At 60.5% G+C, this 23,386-nt stretch carries 20 protein-coding genes; 9 read left to right on the forward strand and 11 right to left on the reverse strand.

The features are described from left to right. Positions 1-43: 43 nt before the first annotated feature. Entirely contained in the window at positions 44-1,132 is a 1,089-nt protein-coding gene (locus tag AO065_RS20460; RefSeq protein WP_004887073.1) for a polysaccharide biosynthesis/export family protein, read from the forward strand. A 369-nt stretch (positions 1,133-1,501) separates the two neighbouring features. Next, complete coding sequence (gene ssuE, locus AO065_RS20465; protein ID WP_004887072.1) at positions 1,502-2,083, forward strand: NADPH-dependent FMN reductase; 582 nt, start codon at positions 1,502-1,504, stop codon at positions 2,081-2,083. A 203-nt stretch (positions 2,084-2,286) separates the two neighbouring features. On the opposite strand, the gene AO065_RS20470 is transcribed toward ssuE, so the two are convergent. From AO065_RS20470 to AO065_RS20480, 3 genes are all read right to left on the reverse strand, one after another. Beyond that, the gene (locus AO065_RS20470; protein WP_004887064.1) at positions 2,287-2,895 is read right to left on the reverse strand and encodes a LysE family translocator; all 609 of its coding nucleotides are present in this window, start codon (positions 2,893-2,895) and stop codon (positions 2,287-2,289) included. Between the two features lie 133 nt (positions 2,896-3,028). Then, complete coding sequence (locus tag AO065_RS20475) at positions 3,029-3,310, reverse strand: hypothetical protein (protein ID WP_004887062.1); 282 nt, start codon at positions 3,308-3,310, stop codon at positions 3,029-3,031. A 98-nt stretch (positions 3,311-3,408) separates the two neighbouring features. Then, the gene (locus tag AO065_RS20480) at positions 3,409-4,302 is read right to left on the reverse strand and encodes a LysR family transcriptional regulator (RefSeq protein ID WP_004887059.1); all 894 of its coding nucleotides are present in this window, start codon (positions 4,300-4,302) and stop codon (positions 3,409-3,411) included. Between the two features lie 126 nt (positions 4,303-4,428). Between AO065_RS20480 and AO065_RS20485 the strand changes: the two genes are divergently transcribed. The 3 genes from AO065_RS20485 to AO065_RS20495 all read left to right on the forward strand — a co-directional run bounded on the left by AO065_RS20485 (position 4,429) and on the right by AO065_RS20495 (position 7,492). Beyond that, on the forward strand, positions 4,429-5,130 hold the full coding sequence (locus AO065_RS20485) for a CoA transferase subunit A (RefSeq protein ID WP_004887055.1): 702 nt from the start codon (positions 4,429-4,431) through the stop codon (positions 5,128-5,130). 59 nt (positions 5,131-5,189) lie between these two features. After that, a complete protein-coding gene (locus tag AO065_RS20490) occupies positions 5,190-5,846 on the forward strand; it encodes a CoA transferase subunit B (protein WP_004887051.1) in 657 nt (218 codons plus the stop codon). Positions 5,847-6,073: 227 nt separating this feature from the next. Then, the gene (locus AO065_RS20495; RefSeq protein WP_004887049.1) at positions 6,074-7,492 is read left to right on the forward strand and encodes a short-chain fatty acid transporter; all 1,419 of its coding nucleotides are present in this window, start codon (positions 6,074-6,076) and stop codon (positions 7,490-7,492) included. Positions 7,493-7,508: 16 nt separating this feature from the next. On the opposite strand, the gene AO065_RS20500 is transcribed toward AO065_RS20495, so the two are convergent. The 4 genes from AO065_RS20500 to AO065_RS20515 all read right to left on the reverse strand — a co-directional run bounded on the left by AO065_RS20500 (position 7,509) and on the right by AO065_RS20515 (position 10,218). Beyond that, positions 7,509-8,000 (reverse strand): MarR family winged helix-turn-helix transcriptional regulator, encoded by a 492-nt coding sequence (locus AO065_RS20500; RefSeq protein ID WP_004887046.1) that lies wholly within the window; start codon positions 7,998-8,000, stop codon positions 7,509-7,511. A gap of 136 nt (positions 8,001-8,136) precedes the next feature. Continuing rightward, positions 8,137-8,457 carry an antibiotic biosynthesis monooxygenase family protein gene (locus AO065_RS20505; RefSeq protein WP_004887043.1) on the reverse strand — a complete coding sequence of 107 codons (321 nt, stop codon included), beginning with the start codon at positions 8,455-8,457 and terminating at the stop codon, positions 8,137-8,139. Beyond that, complete coding sequence (locus AO065_RS20510) at positions 8,454-9,176, reverse strand: CTP synthase C-terminal region-related (seleno)protein (RefSeq protein ID WP_004887038.1); 723 nt, start codon at positions 9,174-9,176, stop codon at positions 8,454-8,456. The genes AO065_RS20505 and AO065_RS20510 overlap by 4 nt, the downstream gene beginning before the upstream one ends. A gap of 109 nt (positions 9,177-9,285) precedes the next feature. Beyond that, positions 9,286-10,218 (reverse strand): 2-hydroxyacid dehydrogenase, encoded by a 933-nt coding sequence (locus AO065_RS20515; RefSeq protein WP_004887035.1) that lies wholly within the window; start codon positions 10,216-10,218, stop codon positions 9,286-9,288. A 321-nt stretch (positions 10,219-10,539) separates the two neighbouring features. On the opposite strand from AO065_RS20515, the gene AO065_RS20520 reads away from it, so the two are divergent. Next, positions 10,540-11,694 (forward strand): glycerophosphodiester phosphodiesterase, encoded by a 1,155-nt coding sequence (locus AO065_RS20520; RefSeq protein WP_004887032.1) that lies wholly within the window; start codon positions 10,540-10,542, stop codon positions 11,692-11,694. A 53-nt stretch (positions 11,695-11,747) separates the two neighbouring features. Here AO065_RS20520 and AO065_RS20525 read toward each other — a convergent pair whose 3' ends face one another. Continuing rightward, complete coding sequence (locus AO065_RS20525) at positions 11,748-13,937, reverse strand: TonB-dependent receptor (protein ID WP_004887030.1); 2,190 nt, start codon at positions 13,935-13,937, stop codon at positions 11,748-11,750. Between the two features lie 678 nt (positions 13,938-14,615). Here AO065_RS20525 and pssA point away from each other — a divergent pair. Continuing rightward, positions 14,616-15,959 (forward strand): CDP-diacylglycerol--serine O-phosphatidyltransferase, encoded by a 1,344-nt coding sequence (gene pssA / locus AO065_RS20530; RefSeq protein WP_004887015.1) that lies wholly within the window; start codon positions 14,616-14,618, stop codon positions 15,957-15,959. 56 nt (positions 15,960-16,015) lie between these two features. Here pssA and AO065_RS20535 read toward each other — a convergent pair whose 3' ends face one another. Genes AO065_RS20535 through ku form a run of 3 tightly spaced genes read right to left on the reverse strand, consistent with a single transcriptional unit; the run spans position 16,016 to position 20,572 of the window. Then, positions 16,016-17,002, reverse strand: a complete 987-nt coding sequence (locus AO065_RS20535; RefSeq protein ID WP_004887012.1) for an aldo/keto reductase — start codon at positions 17,000-17,002, stop codon at positions 16,016-16,018. 43 nt (positions 17,003-17,045) lie between these two features. Continuing rightward, positions 17,046-19,646 carry a DNA ligase D gene (ligD, locus tag AO065_RS20540; RefSeq protein WP_004887006.1) on the reverse strand — a complete coding sequence of 867 codons (2,601 nt, stop codon included), beginning with the start codon at positions 19,644-19,646 and terminating at the stop codon, positions 17,046-17,048. Positions 19,647-19,666: 20 nt separating this feature from the next. Then, on the reverse strand, positions 19,667-20,572 hold the full coding sequence (ku, locus tag AO065_RS20545; protein ID WP_004887003.1) for a non-homologous end joining protein Ku: 906 nt from the start codon (positions 20,570-20,572) through the stop codon (positions 19,667-19,669). A gap of 273 nt (positions 20,573-20,845) precedes the next feature. Between ku and ssuD the strand changes: the two genes are divergently transcribed. After that, positions 20,846-21,985 carry an FMNH2-dependent alkanesulfonate monooxygenase gene (gene ssuD / locus AO065_RS20550; RefSeq protein WP_004887000.1) on the forward strand — a complete coding sequence of 380 codons (1,140 nt, stop codon included), beginning with the start codon at positions 20,846-20,848 and terminating at the stop codon, positions 21,983-21,985. Beyond that, positions 21,985-23,091: a sigma-54 interaction domain-containing protein gene (locus tag AO065_RS20555; protein ID WP_029241252.1), complete on the forward strand. Its 1,107-nt coding sequence runs from the start codon at positions 21,985-21,987 to the stop codon at positions 23,089-23,091. The genes ssuD and AO065_RS20555 overlap by 1 nt, the downstream gene beginning before the upstream one ends. Positions 23,092-23,386 lie beyond the last annotated feature (295 nt).

The following is a 23,386-nucleotide window of genomic DNA, read 5'->3' on the forward strand; positions in this document are numbered from 1 at the left end:
AATCATTCAGGTGCAAGGCGCACCGTCACGAAGGAACACACCCATGAATCGAAGCCTGGCTGTCCTGCTGCTCTCCTCCCTGATCCTGCAGGGGTGCGTATTCGCTCCCGGCCAACACATGACACCCGGCGATGTCACCACCAGCGACCCGGACGAACCCAAGGCGCAACTGGTCGATATCAGCCCGAAAACCCTGCAGCAACAGCAGCAGAACACCGCTACGGATACCAAGGCTTTACCTGCCGAATTGTTGAACTACAAGACCCCGGAATACATTGTCGGGCCTGGCGATACGCTGCTGGTGACCGTCTTCGAACACCCCGAGCTGACCGCGCCCGGTTCGCAGGACCAACTGGATGCCAATACCCGCGAGGTGCTGAGCGACGGCACACTGTTTTTCCCGTACGTCGGCAGGATCCGCGCGGGCGGCAAGACCGTCAGCCAGATTCGTGAACAACTGCGCATGGGCCTTGCGCCGCAGTACACCGAGGTCAAGGTCGACGTGAAGGTGCTGCGCTACAACAGCCAGCGCGTGCTGCTGTCCGGCTCGTTCAAAAGCCCTGGCCCGCAGTCGATCACCAACATTCCTTTGAGCCTGGTGCAGGCCATCAGCGTCGCAGGCATCGACCTCACCGACGCCAACCTGGCAGGCCTGACGCTGCGCCGTGATGGCCGTGATTACATGATCGACATCGACTCGCTGAACCGCAAAGGCTCGCAACTCAGTAAGGTCTTCCTCAAGGATGGCGACTACCTGCACCTCAACAGCGCCTCCAAGAACAAGATCTATGTGTTGGGTGAAGTGCGTAATCCGCAGGTGATTTCGTTTGCCACCACCAACGTGACCCTGCTCGAGGCGCTGGGCAATTCCGGCGGCCTGAGTCCGGACAGCGCCGATGGCGACGCGGTGTATGTGATCCGCGGCGCAGAGAACTTCGCCAATGCACCGTCCACCGTGTATCACCTGAACGCCAAGAAGCCTACGGCCTACCTGCTGGCCGGACAGTTCGAACTCAAGGCTCAGGATGTGGTGTTCGTAGGTCCGGCCAACATCACGCGGTGGAGTCGCTTCATCAGCCAGCTGCTCGGCTCGGCCAGCGTGGTACAGACCGGGGCCGCCTTCCGTAACTGATCCGCTCGACGCTTGAATCTTGTCCCTGCCACTTCGGTTGCAGGGATTTTTTTGCCTGCGGTTTGGGTTTTTGTAGTGATGACACCGATCGTGCCGATGCTCTGCGTCGGCATGCAGCCCGTGAAGCTCCGCGTCACACATGTCACAGACTGCTGATTCAGTGAATCCAGGCACTGGGTTCAAGTCACCTTAAGTGTTGCTGGCGCAACAGCCGTTCAACAGTTGCCCGGTTTTTCAGCAGCCAGTGCACAGGGGCGTTTTCACCGGAAGAAGGCCACCGACCCAGCGTTTCAGGGGCATAACCCCCTGCACAGCGCGCTGGCACACAAGCTGCTTTACAGCCTTACGCTTATCGCAAGGAATTCCCGCATGCTCGTTGTTTCACTGTCAGGCAGTCCCTCCCCAAAATCCCGTTCAGGCGTTGTGCTGGCTCACGCTGGTCGCTGGTTGCAAAACCACGGCGTCGGTGTGACCACGTTGCGCATTCGTGACTTCAACGCCGAAGATTTGCTGTTCGCGAAATTCGACAGTCCGCAAGTACTGGAATTTGTCGAAGCGGTCCGGCAGGCCGACGGTCTGCTGATCGGCACGCCGGTCTACAAGGCCTCGTTTTCCGGGGCGCTGAAAACCCTGCTCGACCTTCTGCCCGAGCGCGCCCTGCACGGCAAGGTGGTGCTGCCACTGGCAACCGGCGGCAGCATCGCGCACATGCTGGCGGTGGATTACGCCTTGAAGCCTGTGCTGTCAGCGCTCAAATCCCAGGAAGTGCTGCACGGCATCTTCGCTATCGATACCCAGATCACTTATGGCGACAACGAGGAAGGCGGCACGCTGGACGAAGTCCTCACCGAGCGACTGAACGAAGGGCTCGAACACTTTTACCTGAGCCTGCAACACCGGCTTCAGGCACGGCACAAGGCGGCGGGTGGGCATTTGCAGTTGGCGTTGTGATGGGCTGATTTTGCTCTCGCAGCACAACACAGGACGGTGGGAGGCCTTCATTCTGCGCCACATTCAAGAGCGGACGCGGAGCGTCCTGGGCGGTGTTACCACGCGGAGCGTAGGAACGATCAGCGTGATCTCAAGCACGCCGATCATGCCCATGCTTGTGCTCACTCGCTGCGACCACGGACTGTGGGCAATTCAGAGCAGGCTCAATGCTCGATGAACAGTGGATACAATGACGCCACCAGCAACGCCGCCATCACCCCATTGAAAATCCGCAGTCCGACAGGATCGCGCAGTACGTTGCGCAGCAGGCTGCCGAAGCCGGCCCAGATGCCGACGCTTGGCAGGTTGATCAAGGCGAATACGCCCGAGATGATGACCACGTTGGTGAAGTAGCCCTGCATCGGCGTGTAGGTGCTGATCGCGCCAATCGCCATGATCCAGGCCTTGGGGTTGACCCACTGGAACAGTGCCGCGCCCATGAAGCTCATCGGCTCGCCGCGGCTTTCGCTGGAATCGGAGGCCGGGCCGGAGGTGGCGATTTTCCAGGCCAGATAAAGCAGATAGGCAGCGCCCACGTAGCGCAACAGGGTGTAGAGCATCGGCCAGGCCTTGAACACGCTACCCAGACCAAAACCTACCGCCAGAACCAGAACGAAGAAACCGATGCTGATGCCCAGCATGTGTGGCAGCGTCCGGCCGAAACCGAAGTTGACGCCCGAAGCCAGCAACATCATGTTGTTGGGGCCGGGGGTCACCGAAGTGACGAAGGCAAACAGCGCAAAGGCCAGCAGTAGATCCAGAGAGAACGGCATGACGCGATCCAGGTGTCTGTGAAACTGTGAGTCGGGTACTCACCCTATCGAAAGATCGACAGCAAACACATGGACAGTTAAACGAAGTTTCTTACCATACAGTTTGAACAGAATTCTCGTTCGGGCCTGACTGTTAACCCTGTGGGTTCTGGCTCAGTGTGCCGCGATCAACGCTGATTTCACCCTGGTTGTCGAACTGACGAACCTGCTGGATCTGCGGGTCTGCAAGGAGCTGGGCCTTGCGCGCCTCATACTCTTCGAAGGACAGACCGCGACGATTCAGGTCTTCCATCGCAAGTTGATGGCTCTCTTCGACCGAGTAGGGGCGCAGTTCGACCGCATGGTGAGTCGAGCAACCGGAGACCAGTGCGACGGTGAATGACAGAACAAGAGCAAGGGCAAGTAAACGGTTCATGGCGGGCCTCCAGGCTGGCTTCATTTCGGGAATGAAGCAAGGTTACGCCCCGGCCCTTCACGGCAAAAATCAACTGCCGTGATAGTGGCTATCGACTTTCACGCCCCCTGTTCACGGGCATGCTCGATCAACACCTCGCGCAAGGCCTGAGCCGCTGCCGACAGCTTGTGATCAGCCAGCATCATCAACCCGATACGCCGCTCGATACGCGGTTCCACCAGCGGCACGCAACACGCGCCAAGCTCCTGCATCTGTTCAATGCACAGCGAAGGCACCGCGCTGACACCCAGACCGTTGGCGACCATGCGCCCGATGGTCGACAGCTGATGACTCTCGAATGCCACTGACAGCCTGCCATGTCGTGACTCGATGGCGTGCTCCAGCAGCAGGCGCACGGCTGACGGGCGCTGCAGAGCAATAAAATCTTCGTTCAACAGCTCGGCCCAAGACACTTCAGCCCGTCCGGCCAGCGGCGATTCCGTGGAGACCACGGCTACGAATCGATCCATGTAGAACGGCGTGAACGACAGCGCATTGCTCGATTCGGGTTCGAAGCCAATGCCCAACTCGACCCGGCGATGGCGCACCATCTCCAGAACCTGTTCGTTGACCACGTCATGCACCGCCACGTTGACCCGTGGATAGCGGCCTCTAAAGGTCTTCAAGGCACCGGGCAGGAGGTTGCCTGCGAACGACGGCATGGCCGCGATGGACACGCGTCCCATCTGCAAGGTGAAACGCTGGCGCAGCAATTCTTCGGTATTGTCCCAGTCAGCCATCAGTTGGCGTGCCAGCGGCAACAGCGTCTCGCCCTCGGGCGTCAGGCTGACATTGCGCGTGGTGCGCGTGAGCAACTGACCGCCAAGGTCTTCCTCCAGACTTTTGATCGTCAGGCTCAGGGCCGGTTGGGACAGGTTCAGCCGCTCGCCTGCTTGGGCAAAACTCAGGTACTGCGCCACGGCCAGGAAAGCGCGAAGCTGCTTGACGTTCATACATTTATATTTCTTATCAATCGATCAGAAAAACAAAATTAACAAATCATTGCAGCCGAGAGAAGATGCAATCAACCCGATCCTCCGGCAGCACGTGCCGGTCACAACTATAAAAGGCGGATCATCATGGCTGGACTCGACAAGCGAGTGGCAACTTACGAAGAGGCCCTCGCCGGGCTGACCGACAACATGACCGTGCTCTGTGGCGGCTTTGGCCTGTGCGGCATCCCGGAAAATCTGATCGCGCAGATCAAGCGCATGGGCATCAAGGGCCTCACGGTCGTTTCCAATAACTGCGGCGTCGATGGTTTCGGTCTGGGCATCCTGCTCGAAGACCGCCAGATCAGAAAGATGATTTCCTCCTACGTGGGTGAGAACGCCCTGTTCGAACGCCAGTTGCTGAGCGGCGAACTGGAAGTCGAACTGACCCCGCAAGGCACCCTTGCCGAAAAACTCCGCGCGGGCGGCGCAGGCATTCCGGCGTTCTACACCGCCACCGGTTACGGCACCCCCGTTGCCGAAGGCAAGGAAACCCGCCAGTTCAATGGCCGCAACGTGATCCTCGAAGAAGCCATCACCGGCGATTTCGCGTTGATCAAGGGCTGGAAGGCTGACCATTTCGGCAACGTGATCTATCGTCATACCGCGCAGAACTTCAACCCCGTGGTCGCCACCGCCGGCAGGATCACCGTGGTCGAAGTCGAGGAAATCGTCGAACCCGGCGTGCTGTTGCCGACCCAGATCCACACCCCCGGCATTTATGTCGACCGTGTGATCCAGGGCACTTTCGAAAAACGCATCGAGCAGCGCACCCTCAGAAAATCCTGAGGGCAACAGGCGCTTCACGAAGCAGGAATCGGCACACAACAACAAAGAGATTTCAGACCATGGCACTTTCCCGCGAACAAATGGCTCAGCGCGTCGCCCGCGAACTCAAGGACGGCTATTACGTGAATCTGGGGATCGGCATTCCGACGCTGGTCGCCAACTATGTCCCGACGGACATCGACGTCATGCTGCAATCGGAAAACGGCCTGCTGGGCATGGGCGAATTCCCCACCGAAGACACCATCGACGCCGACATGATCAACGCTGGCAAGCAGACCGTTACGGCACGCATCGGCGCATCGATTTTTTCGTCCGCCGAGTCCTTCGCCATGATCCGTGGCGGCCATGTGGACCTGACCGTTCTGGGCGCGTTCGAGGTGGATGTCGAAGGCAACATCGCCTCTTGGATGATTCCCGGCAAGCTGGTCAAGGGCATGGGCGGCGCGATGGATCTGGTGGCCGGTGCCGACAACATCATCGTGACCATGACCCATGCATCCAAGGATGGCGAATCCAAACTGCTGCCCCGCTGCAGCCTGCCGCTGACGGGCGCGGGTTGCATCCGCAAGGTGCTGACCGACCTGGCCTACCTCGAAATCGAAGACGGCGCGTTCATCCTGCGCGAGCGTGCGCCTGGGGTCAGCATCGAAGAAATCGTCGCCAAGACCGCCGGCAAACTGATCGTACCGGATGATGTGATCGAGATGACGTTCTGATTTCATAGCTGTCGGGTATCCGCTCCGCATCCAGATGCGGACGCGGAGCGTCCTGAACGGCATTGCCACGCGGAGCATGGGAACGATCAATGTGAGGCTGAATTGATCGTGCCGACGCTCCGCGTGGGCATGCAGCCGTGACGCTCCGCGTCACATTCTCAAGCACACACCTAACGTCGCATCCCTCCAAAAAACATCCAATAATAATGACAACAGGACGCCCTCAGATGGCCGCCAACCTTGAAGAAAGCCGCTCCGCCCGATTTGCCCTGCGCTGCGCCGCATGGGCTGAACGCTGGTTCCCCGACTCTTGGGTCTTCGCCGCACTGGCGGTGGTGATCGTCACCCTGGCAACGCTGGCCATCGGCGCAAGACCTGCCGAAGCAGCGAAGGCGTTCGGTGACGGATTCTGGAGCCTGATCCCGTTCACCATGCAGATGGCGTTCGTGGTGATTGGCGGCTATGTGGTGGCCAGTTCGCCCCCTGCGGTCAGGCTGATTGACCGTCTGGCACGCATCCCGCGCAATGGCCGTTCGGCGGTGGCCTGGGTCGCACTGATTACGATGCTCGCGTCGTTGCTCAACTGGGGCCTTTCCCTGGTGTTCGGCGGTCTGCTGGTACGCGCCCTCGCCCGTCGCACCGATCTGCGCATGGACTATCGCGCAGCCGGTGCGGCAGCCTATCTGGGGCTCGGCGCGGTCTGGGCACTGGGATTGTCGTCTTCGGCAGCACAGTTGCAGGCCAACCCGGCCAGCCTGCCACCGTCGATCCTGGCGATCACCGGCGTCATTCCTTTCACTGAAACCATTTTCCTCTGGCAGTCCGGCGTGATGCTGGCGGCGCTGGTGGTCATTTCCCTGATCGTCGCCTACGCCACCGCGCCCGGCCCGAACAGCGCCCGTGACGCAAAGGCCTGCGGCGTGGACCCGGCCTTCAACCTGCCACCGCTGCCTGCCCGCTCACGTCCCGGTGAATGGCTGGAATACAGTCCACTGCTGATCATTCTGATGGTGCTGCTGGGCGCAGGCTGGCTGTTCAACGAGTTCTCGACCAAACCTGCGATCACCGCAATTTCCGGGCTGAACACCTACAACTTCCTGTTCATTATGCTCGGTGCGCTGCTGCACTGGCGGCCACGCAGCTTTCTGGATGCCGTGGCGCGAGCAGTACCAACCACCACCGGTGTGCTGATCCAGTTCCCGCTGTACGGCTCGATTGCCGCACTGCTGACCACGGTCAAGGGGGGCGACGCGCAGACACTGGCGCATTACATCTCGACGTTCTTCACCAGCATCGCGTCCCACGACACCTACGCCATATTGATGGGCGTGTACTCGGCAGTGCTCGGGTTCTTCATCCCGTCGGGCGGCGGCAAGTGGATCATCGAAGCACCTTACGTGATGCAGGTCGCCAATGAATTGCAGTATCACTTGGGCTGGGCGGTGCAGATTTACAACGCCGCCGAAGCCTTGCCGAACCTGATCAACCCGTTCTACATGCTGCCGCTGCTGGGCGTGCTGGGTCTGAAGGCAAGGGATCTGATCGGCTTTTCGTTCGTGCAGTTGCTGGTTCACGCGCCGCTGGTGCTGTTCCTGCTATGGGCGCTGGGCACGACACTGACCTACACGCCACCGGTCATGCCCTGACAGCAGGCAGGCCGACTTACGCGCACTCGTCGCCATAGTCGGCCGCTGCAACCTGCGCCAGCAAGGTGCGCAGTTCCAGTGCCAGTTCAGGTCCCAACGCAGTTTCATAAGAACGCTGGGCCTGTTCCCACAACGTCTGGGATTCCAGCAGTTTCTCCACACCGGCCTGCGTCAGGCGCACCAGACGGCTGCGCTTGTCGTTCGGGTCGACGTCCACCGACACCAGCCCTTCACGCTCCAGTGGCTTGAGATTCTGCGCCAGTGCCGAGCGGTCAATGACCAGAATCGTTGCCAGTTCGGTCATGGTCGGCGCCTGATTGCGGGCGATCTGCATCAGGATCGAGCGCTGCGTAGAGCGCAGGCCACACGGCGCCATGACGGCGTCGTACAGCTGACAGATACGTCGGCTCGCCCTGCGCAGACTGGTGGCATGGCAGATCACCTGCGCGGGAACATCCAGGCCTTCCGGAATGCGCAGCGTGCCGTTCGGAGTCAGGTCGTGATTCATAAGGGCTCCCGTGTTGAGAGCCCAATGCTGGCATATCCCCGCAAATTGAAACAGCACCTTGGGTCGCATTCACTGTTTCAGCGTATTTACGCAGCGCTGCGCCGTGTCGGAATGGCTGGCATCAGACTGAAGGGCTTCAGAACGAATAGTCGCGCTCAACCTTGCACACCCGCGTCGTGAACGCCTGATACCAGCGAGCGCGGCCCTGTTCGCGTACCTCGGCATGCTCGGCATGAGCCTTCCAGGCCCGAATCGCGGGCTCGTCAGCCCAGTACGACACGGTAATGCCCAGGCCGGTGTCGTCACGCGCCGACTCCACCCCGAGAAACCCGGCCTGCTGCCGGGCCAGTTCGATCATCCGGTGCGCGGCCGCACCATAATCCTGCCCGTCATCAGCGTTGCGCAGTGATGTAAACACCACCGCGTAATAAGGCGTGGGGAAACGCGAGGCGATCATCGGGCGTTACCCCTGCACGCCTGAGCGAACGCCTTGATCAGCGCTGGCGTCCTGCCCAGCAACGCGGCGCGCTCGGGCTGAAACAACGTGGCGACGAAAAACGGATGGCCTTCCAGCTCCATACTGCGCACTTCACCTTCCGGACCTCGCCCGCTGATTTTCATCGCAGCGCCGAAAACCTGCTGTTCCAGCTCACGCACAAGGCCGTAACGACAGTGATAACGCTCCTCGATTTCCAGTCTGCCGTAGGCCCGGGCAATCAATGTGTCCGGCAACAGATGAATCGGCGAAAGTGCATCGACCAGTGAGCAGCTCAGCGGCGCAATGATCGCGTTCGGGGCGTCCGGGGCCGATTCAGCGTGTTCGGCATCGCTCCAGCCCAAACCGTTGCGGGCAAATTCCAGCAACGCATGCTGAAACCCGCCGCAGGTGCCAAGAAACGGAATGTGCTGTTCGCGCGCCAGACGAATCGCCGTCATCGCGCCCTGCATGTCCTGATAAGGGCTGCCCGGCACGCACCACAGGCCGTCGAACGCCGTCAGCCGCTCGCCATTTCCGATCTCAGGCGTTGGCAACCATTGCGCCTCGACCTTGACCTGCAACGCGTCGCCCACCATCTGCAAGGCCTGCGGTATCGCCTGATGCGCCGCGAACTGCGTATTGAAGTCTCCTACCAGACCGATTCGCACGATTGTGCCTGCCCCGCTAACTACGTCCATGCCCTGCTCCCTTGTCGATGTCATGCGTGATGGGCAGGACTATAGACAGGCATCAGCGCAAGCAGAATGGGCGATCAGGCAAGCCATCCGTGCAGCAACGCACGACTTTTCAGCTGTGAACAGGCGTCAGCACCGGCTTGCCAGCGAAGAAAGCCAGCAGGTTATCATTGACCATCTGCACGCTGTCTTTGGAGGCCTCGGGCGACAGGCCTGCCACGTGTGGCGTCAACACCACATTGTCCAGGGTCTTGAACACGTCGGGTACGCGCGGCTCGTCGTCGAATACATCCAGTGCGGCTCCGGCGATCTTCTGCGCTTGAAGCGCGTCGACCAGGGCGTCTGTGTCAACGACACTGGCGCGGGCGATATTGACCAGAAAACCCTGCGGCCCCAATGCCGCCAGCACCGAGGCGCCCACCAGATGATGGGTGCTGCTGCCGCCCGGCGTGGCGATGACCAGAATGTCCGACGCTTCGGCCAGCGCCTGCACCGAGGCGTGCCAGGTGTAATCGCAGTCGGACCGCGCCTTGCGATTGTGATAACCGATGCCGATGTCGAAAGCCGCAGCGCGCCGGGCAATCGCCAGCCCGACCGCGCCCAGCCCGATGATGCCCAGACGCTTGCCCGCCAGCGAAGGACGCACCACCTTGCGCCATTCGCTGCGGCGCACCGAGGCGTCAGCCTGGGGAATGTCACGCACCAGTGAAAGCAGCAATGCCAGCGCATGATCGGCCACGGTGGACGCATTGACCCCGGCGCCGTTGGTGACAGTGATGCCACGTGCTTCGGCCGCTGGCAGGTCGACCTTTTCATACCCCGCGCCGCTCACGCAGATGATGCGCAGGTTGGGCAAGGCATCCATCTCTTCAGCAAAGAAGCCCAGCGGGCCACGCGTCACGACTGCGCTGATGGCCGGCCCGTGTGCGGCAATCGCTTCGGCGCGCTGCTCGGCTGTCGGTGCGCGAATCAGCTCGAAACCACTATTTTTCAGAATCGGCAGATAGGTATCCAGATTCTCGACCAGCACCAATACCGTTGTCATGCCCACTCCTGCCTGATGATCAAAACCCTGACAGTAACCCGAGTCGACGCGCTTGAGGAGTGACATTTTCCGAATACGCAGCCTGCGTTCATACAGCCGTCTCATTCGGCGCACAGACTGTGCGCCAGCCGTAGTGCGCCATGCAGCGATGACGTTGCGCTATCGTTGGGTGCCGTCAATGACATTCAGGACGACATCGTGCAACCGGGAACGACACTCCACTTGCCGTATCGAAAGCGATGTTGTTAATGCTTCAGGGTGCGCCTCTGTCGAACGGTACGAGGCGATCAACTGTTTTCTCCATTAAGGAATCATCAGCCCATGCAAGGATTTTCCACTTTCCGGTTCACCCGAACGCCACTGGCTCGACTGCTGGCTGCCTCCGCCATTGCTGGTGTGATGCTGTCGTCAGGCGCAGCATCGGCAGCCGATGCGCCGGGCAAGGTGTTGAGTGAAAAACTGGGACTGCCATGGCCCGCAGTGGTGGCTCACCGGGGCGCCTCGTTCGATGCGCCGGAAGAAACCATACCGGCTTACACCTTGGCGCGGGATCTGGGTGCGGATTACCTGGAGATGGACATCCAGCGCACCAAAGACGGCGTGCTGATCGCCTTGCATGACGATGTGCTGGAGCGTACCACCAACATTGCCGAGGTTTTTCCGAGCCGTGCCAAGGACCCGGTCAGCACGTTTACGCTGGCCGAGCTCAAGCAACTGGATGCCGGTTCGTGGTTCAACAAGGCCTACCCGGACCGCGCCCGTGACAGCTACGCCGGTCTGCAGATTCTGACGCTGGATGAGGTGATCGACATCGCCGAAGGCGGCGCGAACAAGCCGGGGCTGTACATTGAAACCAAGGTGCCGTCGCAGTTTCCCGGCGTCGAAGCCGACCTGAAGAAAGTCCTGGCCAAACGCGGCTGGCTGGCGCAACGCCCTGCCGCAGAGCCGGGGCATGTGAACGTCGCGCACATGCCGGGCCGTGTGGTGTTGCAGACCTTTGAAAAGCAGAGCCTGGAACTGCTGCAGAAAGAAATGCCGAAAGTGCCGAAAGTCATGCTGCTGTGGATCGGCAAAGGCTCCATCGAACCCAAGTCCGATGTGGCCTTCAAGGATTCAGGCATGAAGGACAAATCCAGCTATTACGCGACCCAGGAGGTCAAGTCGCCGGAAGAGTTCGAGAACTGGATCAACTGGGCCAAGGCGCATGGCGCCATCGGCACCGGCCCGTCGTCGCAACTGGCCAAGGGTGGCGACCAGAGCTACATGGACCTGGTCAAACCCTGGATGAACAACCTGACCCACGAAAAAGGCATGGTGATCCATCCGTATACCGTGGATGACCCGGCTGACTTCAAGCGCATCAGCCAGGATGGCGCGGACGGTTTCTTCACCAATCGCACCGCCGAGCTGTTGAAGTTCTATGGCCGTCCGGCCAAGGAAAGCATCGACACGATCCTCAAGCGCAACGGCTACTGATGAGGTAACAGACCGGCTGACCGAGTCATGGGACACGGTCAGACGGTTGTCGATCAGAAGTCGATGGTGCCCGACACTTTCAAGGTGCGTGGCTCACCCTGAGTCAGGTAGCCGCCGTTGGTGGACGCCCAATAATCCTTGTTCATCAGGTTTTCGACGTTGGCGCGCAGGGTGATGTCTTTTTGCGCGACGTTGAAGGTGTAGCGTGCGCCCAGGTCGAAGCGGTTCCAGGTCGGAATACTCAAAGTGTTCGACGCGTTCAGGTACTGGCCTCCGGTGCGCAGCATGCGCGCGTTGAGGGCCGCGCCTTCGATGCCCGGAATGTCCCAGTCTGCTCCGGCGTTGAACTGGAAGGTCGGCACACCCACTGCATCGTTGCCATCGTTGCTGCCGCCCGCAGTCCCGCTCAATTCAGTGTCCATCAGGGTCAGACCCGCCAGCAGGCGCAGTCCGCTGACCGGCTCACCGAACACATTCATTTCCACGCCCTTGTTGCGCTGCTCGCCATCGCGAACATACCGGGTGCCGCTACCTTCCTGAACCTGATAACCATCGGCCGGTTGCTCGATGCGGTACACACCCAGGCTCGCGCCGAAGGTGCCCATGTCCAGCTTCACACCGGCCTCGACCTGCTTGGAACGCGCAGGCGGAAAGATCTCGCCCGGATTGATCGTCACATTGCCCGGCGCGGTCGGCCCTTGGGCCAGGCCCTCGATACGGTTGGCATAGAACGACACGTAGCGCCACGGTTTGAACACCACTCCATAGATGGGCGTCGTAATTGCCTCGTCATACAGCGAAGTCCGCGGGCCGCTGCCATAGGCGTAGCCCTGAACGCGCAGTTGCTGACGACGCAGCCCCGCCGTCACCAACAGACGATCGTCGAAGAAACCCAGCGTGTCGGAGAACGCTGCGCTGCGCATGCGGCTCTTGCCGGTGATGCCGGGGTCGTTCAGGTCGCCAGCGGTGATGCCGTTCAGCGCAGGACGCTCAGTCGACACCGGGTCGTAAAGGTTGCTGCTGGCGCGGCTGCCGCCGAACAGGTACGCATTGCGCTGTTCGGTCCAGATCCCTGACAGACCGAAGTTGACCTTGTGGCTGACGGGACCGGTCTGCAGGTTGCCATTGATGCCTGCCATGGCGGTCTTGTTGTCTTCATCATGAGGAATGAAAGACGGCGTCGCCGTGATGTTTCCGGCAGCGTCGTTGATGGTCGGGGATCCATAGATACCGGTTTCACGGGTGTGTTTGGCACCGGCCGCGGCATACAGCATCCAGTCATCGTTGAGGTCATACTCGACCCGGCTCATGCCGAAGGTGTCTTCGGTTTCAGTCCAGGTCCAGTTGGGGGCGTAGTTGGTATCGGAGTCAGGCGCGTGAGGCACGCTGGTCAGGCCGCTGCCCACGAACACAGTGTTGCGGCTCTGGTTGATGCGCTGCTTCTGGTAAGCGAAGTCGCCGGAAATACGGAAGTTATCGCCGCGATAATCAAGGCCCAGCGCGAACATCTTGCTGCGATGTTCTTCGTCATCGACGCCGGTTTCACCTTCGCGCTGGGCCAGGTTCAGGCGTGCGCCGAACCGGTTGTCCTCACCAAAGCGCTGACCCAGATCCAGATGCTCGCCAACCCGCCCGTCACTGCTGATGTCCGTGGTGAAGCGACGTGTCGGTGTGTCCCTGGCGCGCTTGGGCTGCAGGTTCACGCCACCGCCTATGCCGGAACCGGTTGGCGTCACGCCGTTGATGAAGGCATTGGGGCCTTTGAAGACTTCGACACGCTCCAGCGCGTCGGTCGAAATGATCTGACGAGGCAGCACGCCATAGAGGCCGTTGTAGGAAATGTCGTCGGTATTCAGCGCGAAACCACGGATCACAAACACCTGCGAGGCGTTGGCGTAGCCGGATGACTGGCGAACCGAGGCGTCATTGAGCAGCACGTCGCCGATGTCTTCGGCCTGCTGATCCTCGATCAACTGCTCGGTGTAGCTGTTCATGCTGAAAGGCACGTCCATGATGTCCGAACTGCCCAATACGCCAAGCTGCCCGCCACGAGCCACCTGGCCACCGGCGTAAACGGGCGGCAACGCCTGAGGGGCGATCTTGTCAGCGCTGATCGCAGTTTCGCCCAGCACCATCGGGCCGCCTGACGAGGCAGACGTGTCGGTAGCGGCCCAGACGGGAAGACCCAGGGAACAGCCAAACGCAATCAGCGTCAGGCGCAAAGGAAATGGCGAGGTGTGCATGGAGATGTCCTGCTGAACGATAAAGTGGGCCGGGCAGTGTCCTTCCGTGACTGCGCCCTTCTTGTGTTAATGCGAAATGCTATCAGGTGTGACTGGGAACGGTTATCGTTTATTTGTGTGCAAGCGGATACACAGCGGGTTTCACGACGAAAGGCGGATGCAGAGTGTTCTGAGAGGCGTTACCACGCTGGAGCGTGCGAACGATCAGAGATCTCAAGCACGCTGATCATCCCCATGCACCCAAGTCTTGCAACCACGGACTACTGTGGGAGGCGGCTTGCCGGCGATGCAGCCGACGCGGAATGTCAGGAAAATCGCGTCATCGTTCATCGCCGGCAAGCCGCCTCCCACGGTCCGGTGTTTGCCGCGCGACAGCGCTCCGTCGAAGACGTAGTGGCGCCTCCCACAGGGTATGCATTCAGTCAGATACTTACGTTTTGGCTCCCTTTTGCGCGTCTTCCAGACTTGTGTATAGCGATGAGCGCTCTGCGTCACAAATGGCACAGACTGCGGATCAGTCCGTCGAGCGCTCGATTTGCGCCATCGTTTCAGAGAACCCTACGAGACCAGGAAACGCCTTGAAACGCATGGTCACAAGATGAAACAGGACACTGGCGGCGACCTGATGCGTTGTGTGGTGTAAGCTCAGCCGCTGTTGGTTATCCCATCGAGAGGCCTATGCAGTCCAACTTCCGACGCTCGACCCTGGCGGCGCTCCGCGGTTTTGCCCTGCCGGGCGATGCAATCTCCATCGTCCCCTCTGCCGCCGACTACCGGCGCTGCCTGCTGGAAAGGATCGCTTCGGCGACCCGCCGCATCTACATCATCGCGCTGTACCTTCAGCAGGATGAAGCGGGCCAGGAAATCCTCGATGCCCTTTACGCTGCCAAAACTGCCCGCCCGGAGCTGGAGGTGGTGGTGCTGGTCGACTGGTTTCGGGCGCAGCGCGGGCTGATCGGTGCAGGACGCCAGCCGGGCAATTCGACCTGGTATCAGGCGCAGAATCTGGAGTACGACCAGGAAGTACCGATCTACGGCGTACCGGTCCAGACCCGCGAGCTCTTCGGCGTGTTGCACCTCAAGGGCAGCGTGATCGATGACTGCGTCATCTACAGTGGCGCCAGCATTAACAACGTCTACCTGCACAAGCTCGACAAGTACCGGCTGGACCGTTATCACCTGATCGAGAGCGCACCGCTGGCAGACAGTTTCGTGGATCTGGTGCAGCGCGAAATACTGCCTTCTCCGGCCGTGCATCGCCTGGACCTGCAGTCTCCGCCCAGTTCACGCAGCCTGCGCGGCGAGATTCGTGCGTTTCGCAGCAACCTCAAACGTGCGGCCTACGACACCTCCTCGGGCGAAAAGGAAAACGGTGAGTTTCGCGTCGTGCCGCTGCTGGGCGTCGGTCCGCGCAACGGTCTGAACCGCACCATTTGCGACCTGATCGCTTCCAGCAAGATCCAGCTGACGATCTGTACGCCCTACTTCAATCTGCCAGTGGCCGTGACCCGCGAAATCAACCGGGCGCTCAAGCGCGGCGTGAATGTCGATATCATCATCGGCGACAAGACCGCCAACGACTTTTTCATCCACCCGGACGAACCGTTCAAGGTGATCTCTGCCCTGCCCTATCTGTATGAGATCAGCCTGCGACGTTTCACCCAGAAGCACCGCAAGGCCATTGCCCAGCACCGTTTGAACGTGCACCTGTGGAAGCATGGCGACAACACCTTTCACCTCAAGGGCATCTGGGTCGATCAGCGTTATACCCTGCTGACCGGCAACAATCTGAACCCGCGCGCGTTCAACCTCGACCTGGAAAACGGACTGCTGATCGATGATCCGCAAGGTCAGTGGACTGCGCCGCGACAAGCAGAAATCGCCCACTTGATGCGCAACACCCAGCGCGTCAGTCAATACGACGAGCTGGATACGCTGGCGAACTACCCTGAGGGCGTGCGCAAGTTTCTACGCCGCGTGAGTCGTGTCAGGGTCGAGCGTCTGCTGTACCGGATTCTGTAGAAGACCCTGACGGCACAAGACGGTGTTCGCGATATTGTTCGCGGACACCGTTGCGATTAACCCGCCAAGGCAATCAACTGCTGACGCTGCGCATCGGTCAAGGTCGGGCCAAACCCGGCGCCGACGTTCTCGGCCATGTAACGCGGGTTCCCGGTGCCCGGAATCACACAGGTAACAGCGGGGTTGGCCAGCAGAAATTTAAGCGCCAGTTGCGGCCAGCTGTTCACTTCGACCTGCGCAGCCCAGCCCGGTAAAGGCTTGTCCTTGAGCCGCGACAACAGTCCGCCGCCACCAAACGGCCGATTGCAGATGACCGCCACACCGCGTTCCCTGCACAGCGGCAGGATCCGTTTCTCGACATCACGGTCGTCAAGCGCGTAATTGATCTGCAGAAAATCCAGCGGCTCGCTCTTGAGCACCGCTTCCACGTCAGCGTAAGCGCTCGAGGTGTAGTGGCTGATGCCAATGTAGCGAATGCGACCCTGTTCCTTCCAATCGCGCAATGTAGGCAGATGGGTCTTCCAGTCCAGCAGGTTATGAATCTGCATCAGGTCGATCCGGTCGGTCTGCAGCAGCTTGAACGACTCCTCCATCTGCGCGATGCCTTCGCTACGTCCCCGCGTCCAGACCTTGGTCGCCAGAAACGCGGGGGATCGCGGCTCGTGGATCGACAGCAATTCCCCGGTGGTCTGCTCGGCGCGCCCGTACATGGGCGAGCTGTCGACGACACTGCCGCCTGCTGCGAACAGTGCGTCCAGAACCGGGCGCAACTGCTTGTAGGCCGGGCTGGAAGTGGCCACATCAAAACCGCGATAAGTGCCAAGGCCAACGACAGGCAGCGGTTCATTGCTGGAGGGAATCGCTCGGGTCAGCATGGTCTTGCCTCCGGATGTCAGTTTTGAGGGAAGTGATGAAGGGTCGGACGACGATGGCAGCGTCGGCGGTTTCTGGTCACCGGCAGCGGTGTCGAACACCAGTGCGGCGCCTACACCTGCCGCCAGGGTGAGCAGTCTTCTGCGGGTCAGGTGATGGGGTGGCGTCATGACGTTCTCCTTATCTGTCCTGCACGTGTTTTATTTTGAGTATTCAGGACCGCTTGGCCCCCAGCTGCTTCCACATCTTTTGCGTGATTTTCTGCCGGTTACGGTAACCCGCCCACGGATCGCCTTTCAATTCACGCAGACGTTGCTCCAGATTGGTGACGTCCCATTGAGCCGAAGACGTGAGGCCCGCCAGTTCATCGAGCGCTATCGGCACCGAAACGGGAAGCCCGGGCCGGGCACGAACCGAATAGGCGGTGACCGTACTGCCGCCACGGCTGTTGCGCAGGTAGTCGACAAAAATGCGGCCGACGCGGTTTTTCGGGCCCATGGTGGCGGTGAAACGCTCGGGCAGCTGTTGGGTCACGAACTCGGCGATGGCTTTGGCGAAGCCTTTGACCGTATCCCAGTCGGCATGCCGGGCGAGCGGCACGATAATGTGCATGCCTTTGCCGCCGCTGGTTTTCAGAAAGGCCTCAAGCCCAAGTTCTTCAAGCACCGCCAACACCATTTGTGTGGCCTCGATCATGCTGCGCCAGGGCAAGGCCGGATCCGGGTCAAGGTCGAGCACCAAGTGGTCAGGCGTTTCGATGCGATCACTGGTCGACCCCCAGGTATGAAACTCGATGGCGCCCATTTGCGCGGCACCGACCAGGGCCTGAACCGTGTCGATTTCCATCAGCGCGGCATGGCCCGGATCAAGCTTGCGATCCAGTTGCCGGATATGGGGAATCGCCAGGCGCTCGGAGTGTTTCTGAAAAAACTGCTCGCCGTCGATGCCCTCGGGGCAGCGCAGCAGCGCGACGGGACGATTGTTCAGATACGGCAGGATCCAGTCGGCAATCGATTCATAAAACTGGGCCAGTTCGATCTTCTGCGTGCCGCTCTTGCTGTCGATCACCCGGTCCGAATGGCTGATGCCGACACTCGCAACATTGACCTTGCCTCGCGCCGTCTTGCGCGCGACGGGCGTCTGCGCAGCCTTCGCTTTAGCGCCCTTCGCAACTTTGGGGCGGCTGGCAATGTCGGCTGGCTGAGGGTACTCACGCACCACCTCACTGGCGGGTTTGTCGCTGCGCAATCCTACGAAAGCGGCCTGACGCAGAATGCCTTCCCGCGTCCACTCCGCGAATTCGGCCTCGCAGATCAGCTGCGGCTCCACCCATTGCACACCCCGCGCCTGTGCCGAGGTGAGCTTCTTGTCGAGCGGCGAGGTGTCGCGCTCCAGCGGCTGTAACTGATCGTGCAACTGCTTAAGGGTCTGACTGGTGAAACCGGTGCCGACCCGCCCTGCATAGACCAGACCGTCGTCATCATTGACCGCCAGCAGCAAGGCACCGAACGCCGAGCGACTGCCCTGCGGCGCGGTATAACCGACGATCACGAACTCCTGGCGCAGTCGGCATTTGAGCTTGATCCAGTCGGCGTTGCGTTTGCTGACGTAGGGACTGCCGGCCCGTTTGCCGATCACGCCCTCCAGCCCCATCGCGCTGGCGCTTTCGACGATGTCCTTGTGCCCCGAACGAAACGCATCGGAGAAACGCAGCAGACGGCTGCGCTGTTTACCGAGCACCTGTTTGAGCGCATCGCGGCGCTGCTCAATGGGCACCTCACGCAGGTCCTCACCAGTCAGATACGGCATGTCGAACAGGTAGTAGAGAATGTCCTTGCTGCGACCGATTTCAAAGGCATTCTGCAACGCCTGAAAATCCGGCAGCCCTTGGTCGTTGAGCACCACGACTTCGCCGTCGAACCAGGTGTCCTGCAGTTTCAGCGCCTTGATCGCCTTGGCCAGCTCGGGCAGCCGCTCGGTCCAATCGTTGCCATTGCGCGTGAACAGTCGCACCTCATCGCCCTGAATACGCGTCAGGATGCGATAGCCGTCGAACTTGATTTCATACAGCCACTCACCCGCAGGCGGCGCGTCCACCAATGTAGCGAGTTGCGGGGTAAGCAATTCGGGAAGCGCGGCCTTCGCCTTTGTGCGGGACGACGTGCGGGAAGGTTTGGCCGTTGCACTATCGGTTTTGGTCTTTGTCGACCGGGGTTTGGCCTTCGATGCCGGAACCCGTCCGACGCCGACATGCGCACCGCTGATCACGCTCTGCGGCTGTTGCTCGATGATGTCGTATTCGTCGGCAGGCCGGGCGACCGAATCCTTTTCCTTGATCAGCAGCCACTGCTCCTTGCTGCCGCTGCCCTTGAGCCGGGTACGCACCAGTGCCCAGTCACCGGTGAGCTTTTCGCCGATCAGCGTGAACTTGAGTTTGCCCTCAGCGTAGGTCTTGCGCGGGTCGCCATGGGGCTCCCAGACGCCACGGTCCCAGACAATGACGTCGCCACCGCCGTACTGCCCCTTGGGAATACTGCCTTCGAAACTGGCGTAGCCCAGCGGGTGATCTTCGACATGCACCGCCAGGCGTTTCTGGGTCGGATCAAGGCTCGGCCCCTTGGGCACTGCCCAGCTTTTGAGCGTGCCGTCCAGCTCAAGACGGAAATCGTAATGCAGGTGGCTCGCGTCATGCTTCTGAATGACGAAGCTCAACGCATGAGCCTTTGCCGAGCGCTTTTTGCTGCCCGCCTCGGCAGGCTCCGAGGTGATGTCGAAGTTGCGTTTGCGCGTGTATTCGCTGACAGGCTTGGCCATGGTCAATGTCCCCGTACGGCTCAGGAGGCCTTGCTGGTTTTCTTGCGAGCCGGCGCACGGCGCTTGGCAGGTTCTTTGGTAGCGGACGCCTTGGCCTTGGCCGCAGGTTTGCTCGCCTTGCTCTTGCTGGCGCCGCCCTTGCCCGCCAGGCTGCGGCGCAACAGGTCGGTCAGGTCGATGACATCGGCGCTCTTGCGCTCTTCCTCGCCCTGATCGGTTTCAAGGTCCTGGATCTTGCCCTCCTTGGCTTTGGTTTCGACCAATTGCATGATCTTGTCCTGGAAGGTGTCGCGGTAGTCTTCGGGTGTCCAGTCGGCACTCATGTCCTTGACCAGACGCTTGGCCATGTCGCGCTCGCTTTTGTTCAACTGCACGTCGGTGACCGCATCGCTCAGGTCCAGATCATCGAGCTCACGCACATCGGCCGGCCAGCGCAGGATCACCATGACCAGCGCTGAAGCCAGCGGCATGACGGCAGCCAGATGCTCCTTGGTGTGCAGCACCACATTGGCCAGCGCCACTTTTTTAGTATCGTGCAACGTCTCGCGCAGCAAGGCGTAGACCTTTTCGCCGCGCTTGTCGGGGGTCAGAAAGTAAGGGGTGTCGATGTTCTGCAAGGGAATCTGCTGGCTGTCGACGAAGCCGAAGATATCGATGGTTTGCGTGGACTTGGGATGCGCAGCACGGATTTCCTGCTCGCTGAGCACCACGTAACGGTCTTTCTCGTATTCAACGCCCTTGACGATGTTCTCGCTGGACACTTCCTTGCCGGTGACCTTGTTGATGCGCTTGTAGCCCACCGGGTCCATGCTGCGCTTGTCGAGCCAGTCAAAATCGACGCCTTTCGATGATGTCGCCGAAATCAGTGCCACCGGTATATGCACCAGCCCGAAACTGATCGCGCCCTTCCAGATTGCCCTTGCCATTGCCTGACTCCCTCTGAACTTAAAAAGGTGACAGGCCGGGGTGGGCAAAGTTTCGGCCGGCAGACGAGCGCCAGAGCGGTGTAAGCGAGGCACCTGAACGTCTGACTTTTATTTATATAACCTAAGAGTCTAAAAATATGGATTAACGTTCTTTTACGGAATAAATCTGAGTGTCTATAAATGGCGTCACTTCGAGGCACTGCTGACCTGCTGTCCGGGATCCAACAGTTGCCTTCACCCACTCTGACCCGGCCGACCACTCAAGGATTTTTCATGAACGTTTTCTGGTTTCTTCCGACTCACGGCGATGGCCATTATCTGGGCACGACCAAGGGCGCGCGCCCGGTCACGCTCAATTACCTCAAGCAGGTGGCGCAGGCGGCTGATGATCTGGGTTACTACGGCGTACTGATTCCCACCGGGCGTTCATGCGAAGACTCGTGGGTGATCGCCTCGGCGCTGGTGCCGCTCACCGAAAAACTCAAGTACTTGGTGGCGATTCGTCCGGGCATCATTTCTCCGACAGTGTCGGCGCGCATGGCGGCAACGCTGGATCGACTGTCCGGCGGCCGCTTGTTGATCAACGTCGTCACCGGCGGCGACCCGGACGAGAACCGGGGCGATGGCAGTTTTCTCGATCACAGTGAACGCTACGAAGTGACCGACGAGTTCCTGAAAATCTGGCGTCGGGTCCTGCAAGGCGAAGCTGTGGACTTCGAAGGCAAGCACCTGCGCGTGCAGAACGCCAAGGCGCTCTACCCGCCGATCCAGAAACCCTATCCGCCGTTGTATTTCGGTGGTTCCTCCGACGCGGCGCACGATCTGGCTGCCGATCAGGTTGACGTTTACCTGACCTGGGGCGAGCCTCCAGCCGCCGTCGCCCAGAAGCTGGCCGATGTGCGTGAGCGCGCGGCACGCAAGGGCCGGACCGTGAAGTTCGGTATTCGTCTGCACGTCATTGTCCGCGAGACCAGCGAAGAAGCCTGGAAAGCGGCGAGCACGCTGATCGAGCACATCAGTGACGACACCATCGCCGCAGCGCAGAAATCTTTCTCGCGCTTCGACTCCGAAGGACAGCGCCGCATGGCTGCCCTGCACGACGGTCGTCGCGACAACCTGGAAATCGCCCCGAACCTGTGGGCAGGCGTCGGTCTGGTGCGTGGCGGCGCTGGTACCGCTTTGGTGGGCAACCCCGAAGAAGTGGCGGCACGCATCAAGGAATACGCGGACCTGGGCATCGAGAGCTTCATCTTTTCCGGCTACCCGCACCTGGAAGAAGCCTATCGCTTTGCCGAACTGGTGTTCCCGCTGCTGCCGGAGCCGTACGCCAGCCTGGCGGGACGCGGCATCACCAACCTGACCGGCCCGTTCGGCGAGATGATCGCCAACGACCTGCCGCCGCAGGCCAAGTGATGTCAGTGCAACTGCTGACCCTACCGCACTCGCCTGCGCTGGCCACCTCCATCCGGGCCACGGCGCAGGTGTTCGAAGACCCGAAATCCAGAGCCCTGCTGGAGCACGTCAGACAGGTGGCGCCGAGCGATGCCAGCGTGCTGATCATCGGCGAAACCGGCACCGGCAAGGAGCTGGTGGCCCGTCACGTCCATGCACTCAGCGCCCGCCGCGACAAGCCGTTCGTGGCGGTCAACTGCGGAGCCTTTTCCGAAAACCTGATCGAGGCCGAGCTGTTCGGTCACGAGAAAGGTGCCTTTACCGGCGCTATCGGCGCCAAGGCAGGCTGGTTCGAAGAGGCCAATGGCGGCACGCTGTTTCTCGACGAGATCGGCGACCTGCCCATGAGCCTGCAGGTCAAATTGCTGCGCGTGCTTCAGGAGCGCGAAGTGGTGCGTCTGGGTTCGCGCAAGAGCATTCCGATCGATGTACGGGTGCTGGCGGCCACCAACGTGCAGCTAGAGAAAGCCATCAACGCCGGGCACTTCCGTGAGGATCTCTACTACCGGCTGGACGTGGTCAATCTGGAACTGAGCCCGTTGCGGGACAGGCCGGGCGACATCCTGCCGCTGGCGCTGCATTTCATTCAGGTCTACAGCCAGCGTCTCAGGAACGGCCCGGTCAGGGTCAGCCCGGAAGCCGAGCACAAGCTGAAAACCTACAGCTGGCCCGGCAATATCCGCGAGCTGGAAAACGTGATTCACCACACCCTGCTGGTCTGCCGTGACGGGGTGATTCAGCGCGACGACCTGCGCATGTCCAACCTGCGTATCGAGCGTCAGGATGAATACACTCAGCAGGAAGAGACCCCGGAACAGTTGCTGAACCGGGCATTCCAGACACTGTTCGAGGAGCAGGCCGGTGCCCTGCATGAAAAAGTCGAGGACGCGCTGCTGAGAGCCGCGTATCGATTCTGCCATCACAATCAGGTGCACACCGCCAGCCTGCTGGGCCTGACACGCAATGTCACACGCACCCGGTTGATCAGAATCGGCGAACTGGCCGTCAACAAGCGCCGACCGGGTGAGGCCCTGCAGGGAGACCGGATGCTGCACCTCTCCGTGTGACCGGACCGTCGCCCTCTCATCGTTATACAAGTCATCTGGCTATCCGGTGAGACAGCGGCGCCGCCGTGCTTTTTTTTGCGCGATAGTGCGGACACCGCCGATTGCGACGTGGGTGAAGGCTGAGTCCTGGCGCTGATTCGGGGGGCAATCGGCATGGATGCCGATTGAGCTGCACTGGGCCATGGATGGCCCATTTGCAGCGACCTCCGAATCAGTGTCAGGAAGAAGGAACCCCGGCGAAGCCGGGGCCGGAACCGGAGCGAAGGACTTTGGCTACTTTGGTCCCTCAAAGTAG

The organism is Pseudomonas viridiflava (assembly GCF_001642795.1).
Classification (GTDB): domain Bacteria; phylum Pseudomonadota; class Gammaproteobacteria; order Pseudomonadales; family Pseudomonadaceae; genus Aquipseudomonas; species Aquipseudomonas viridiflava.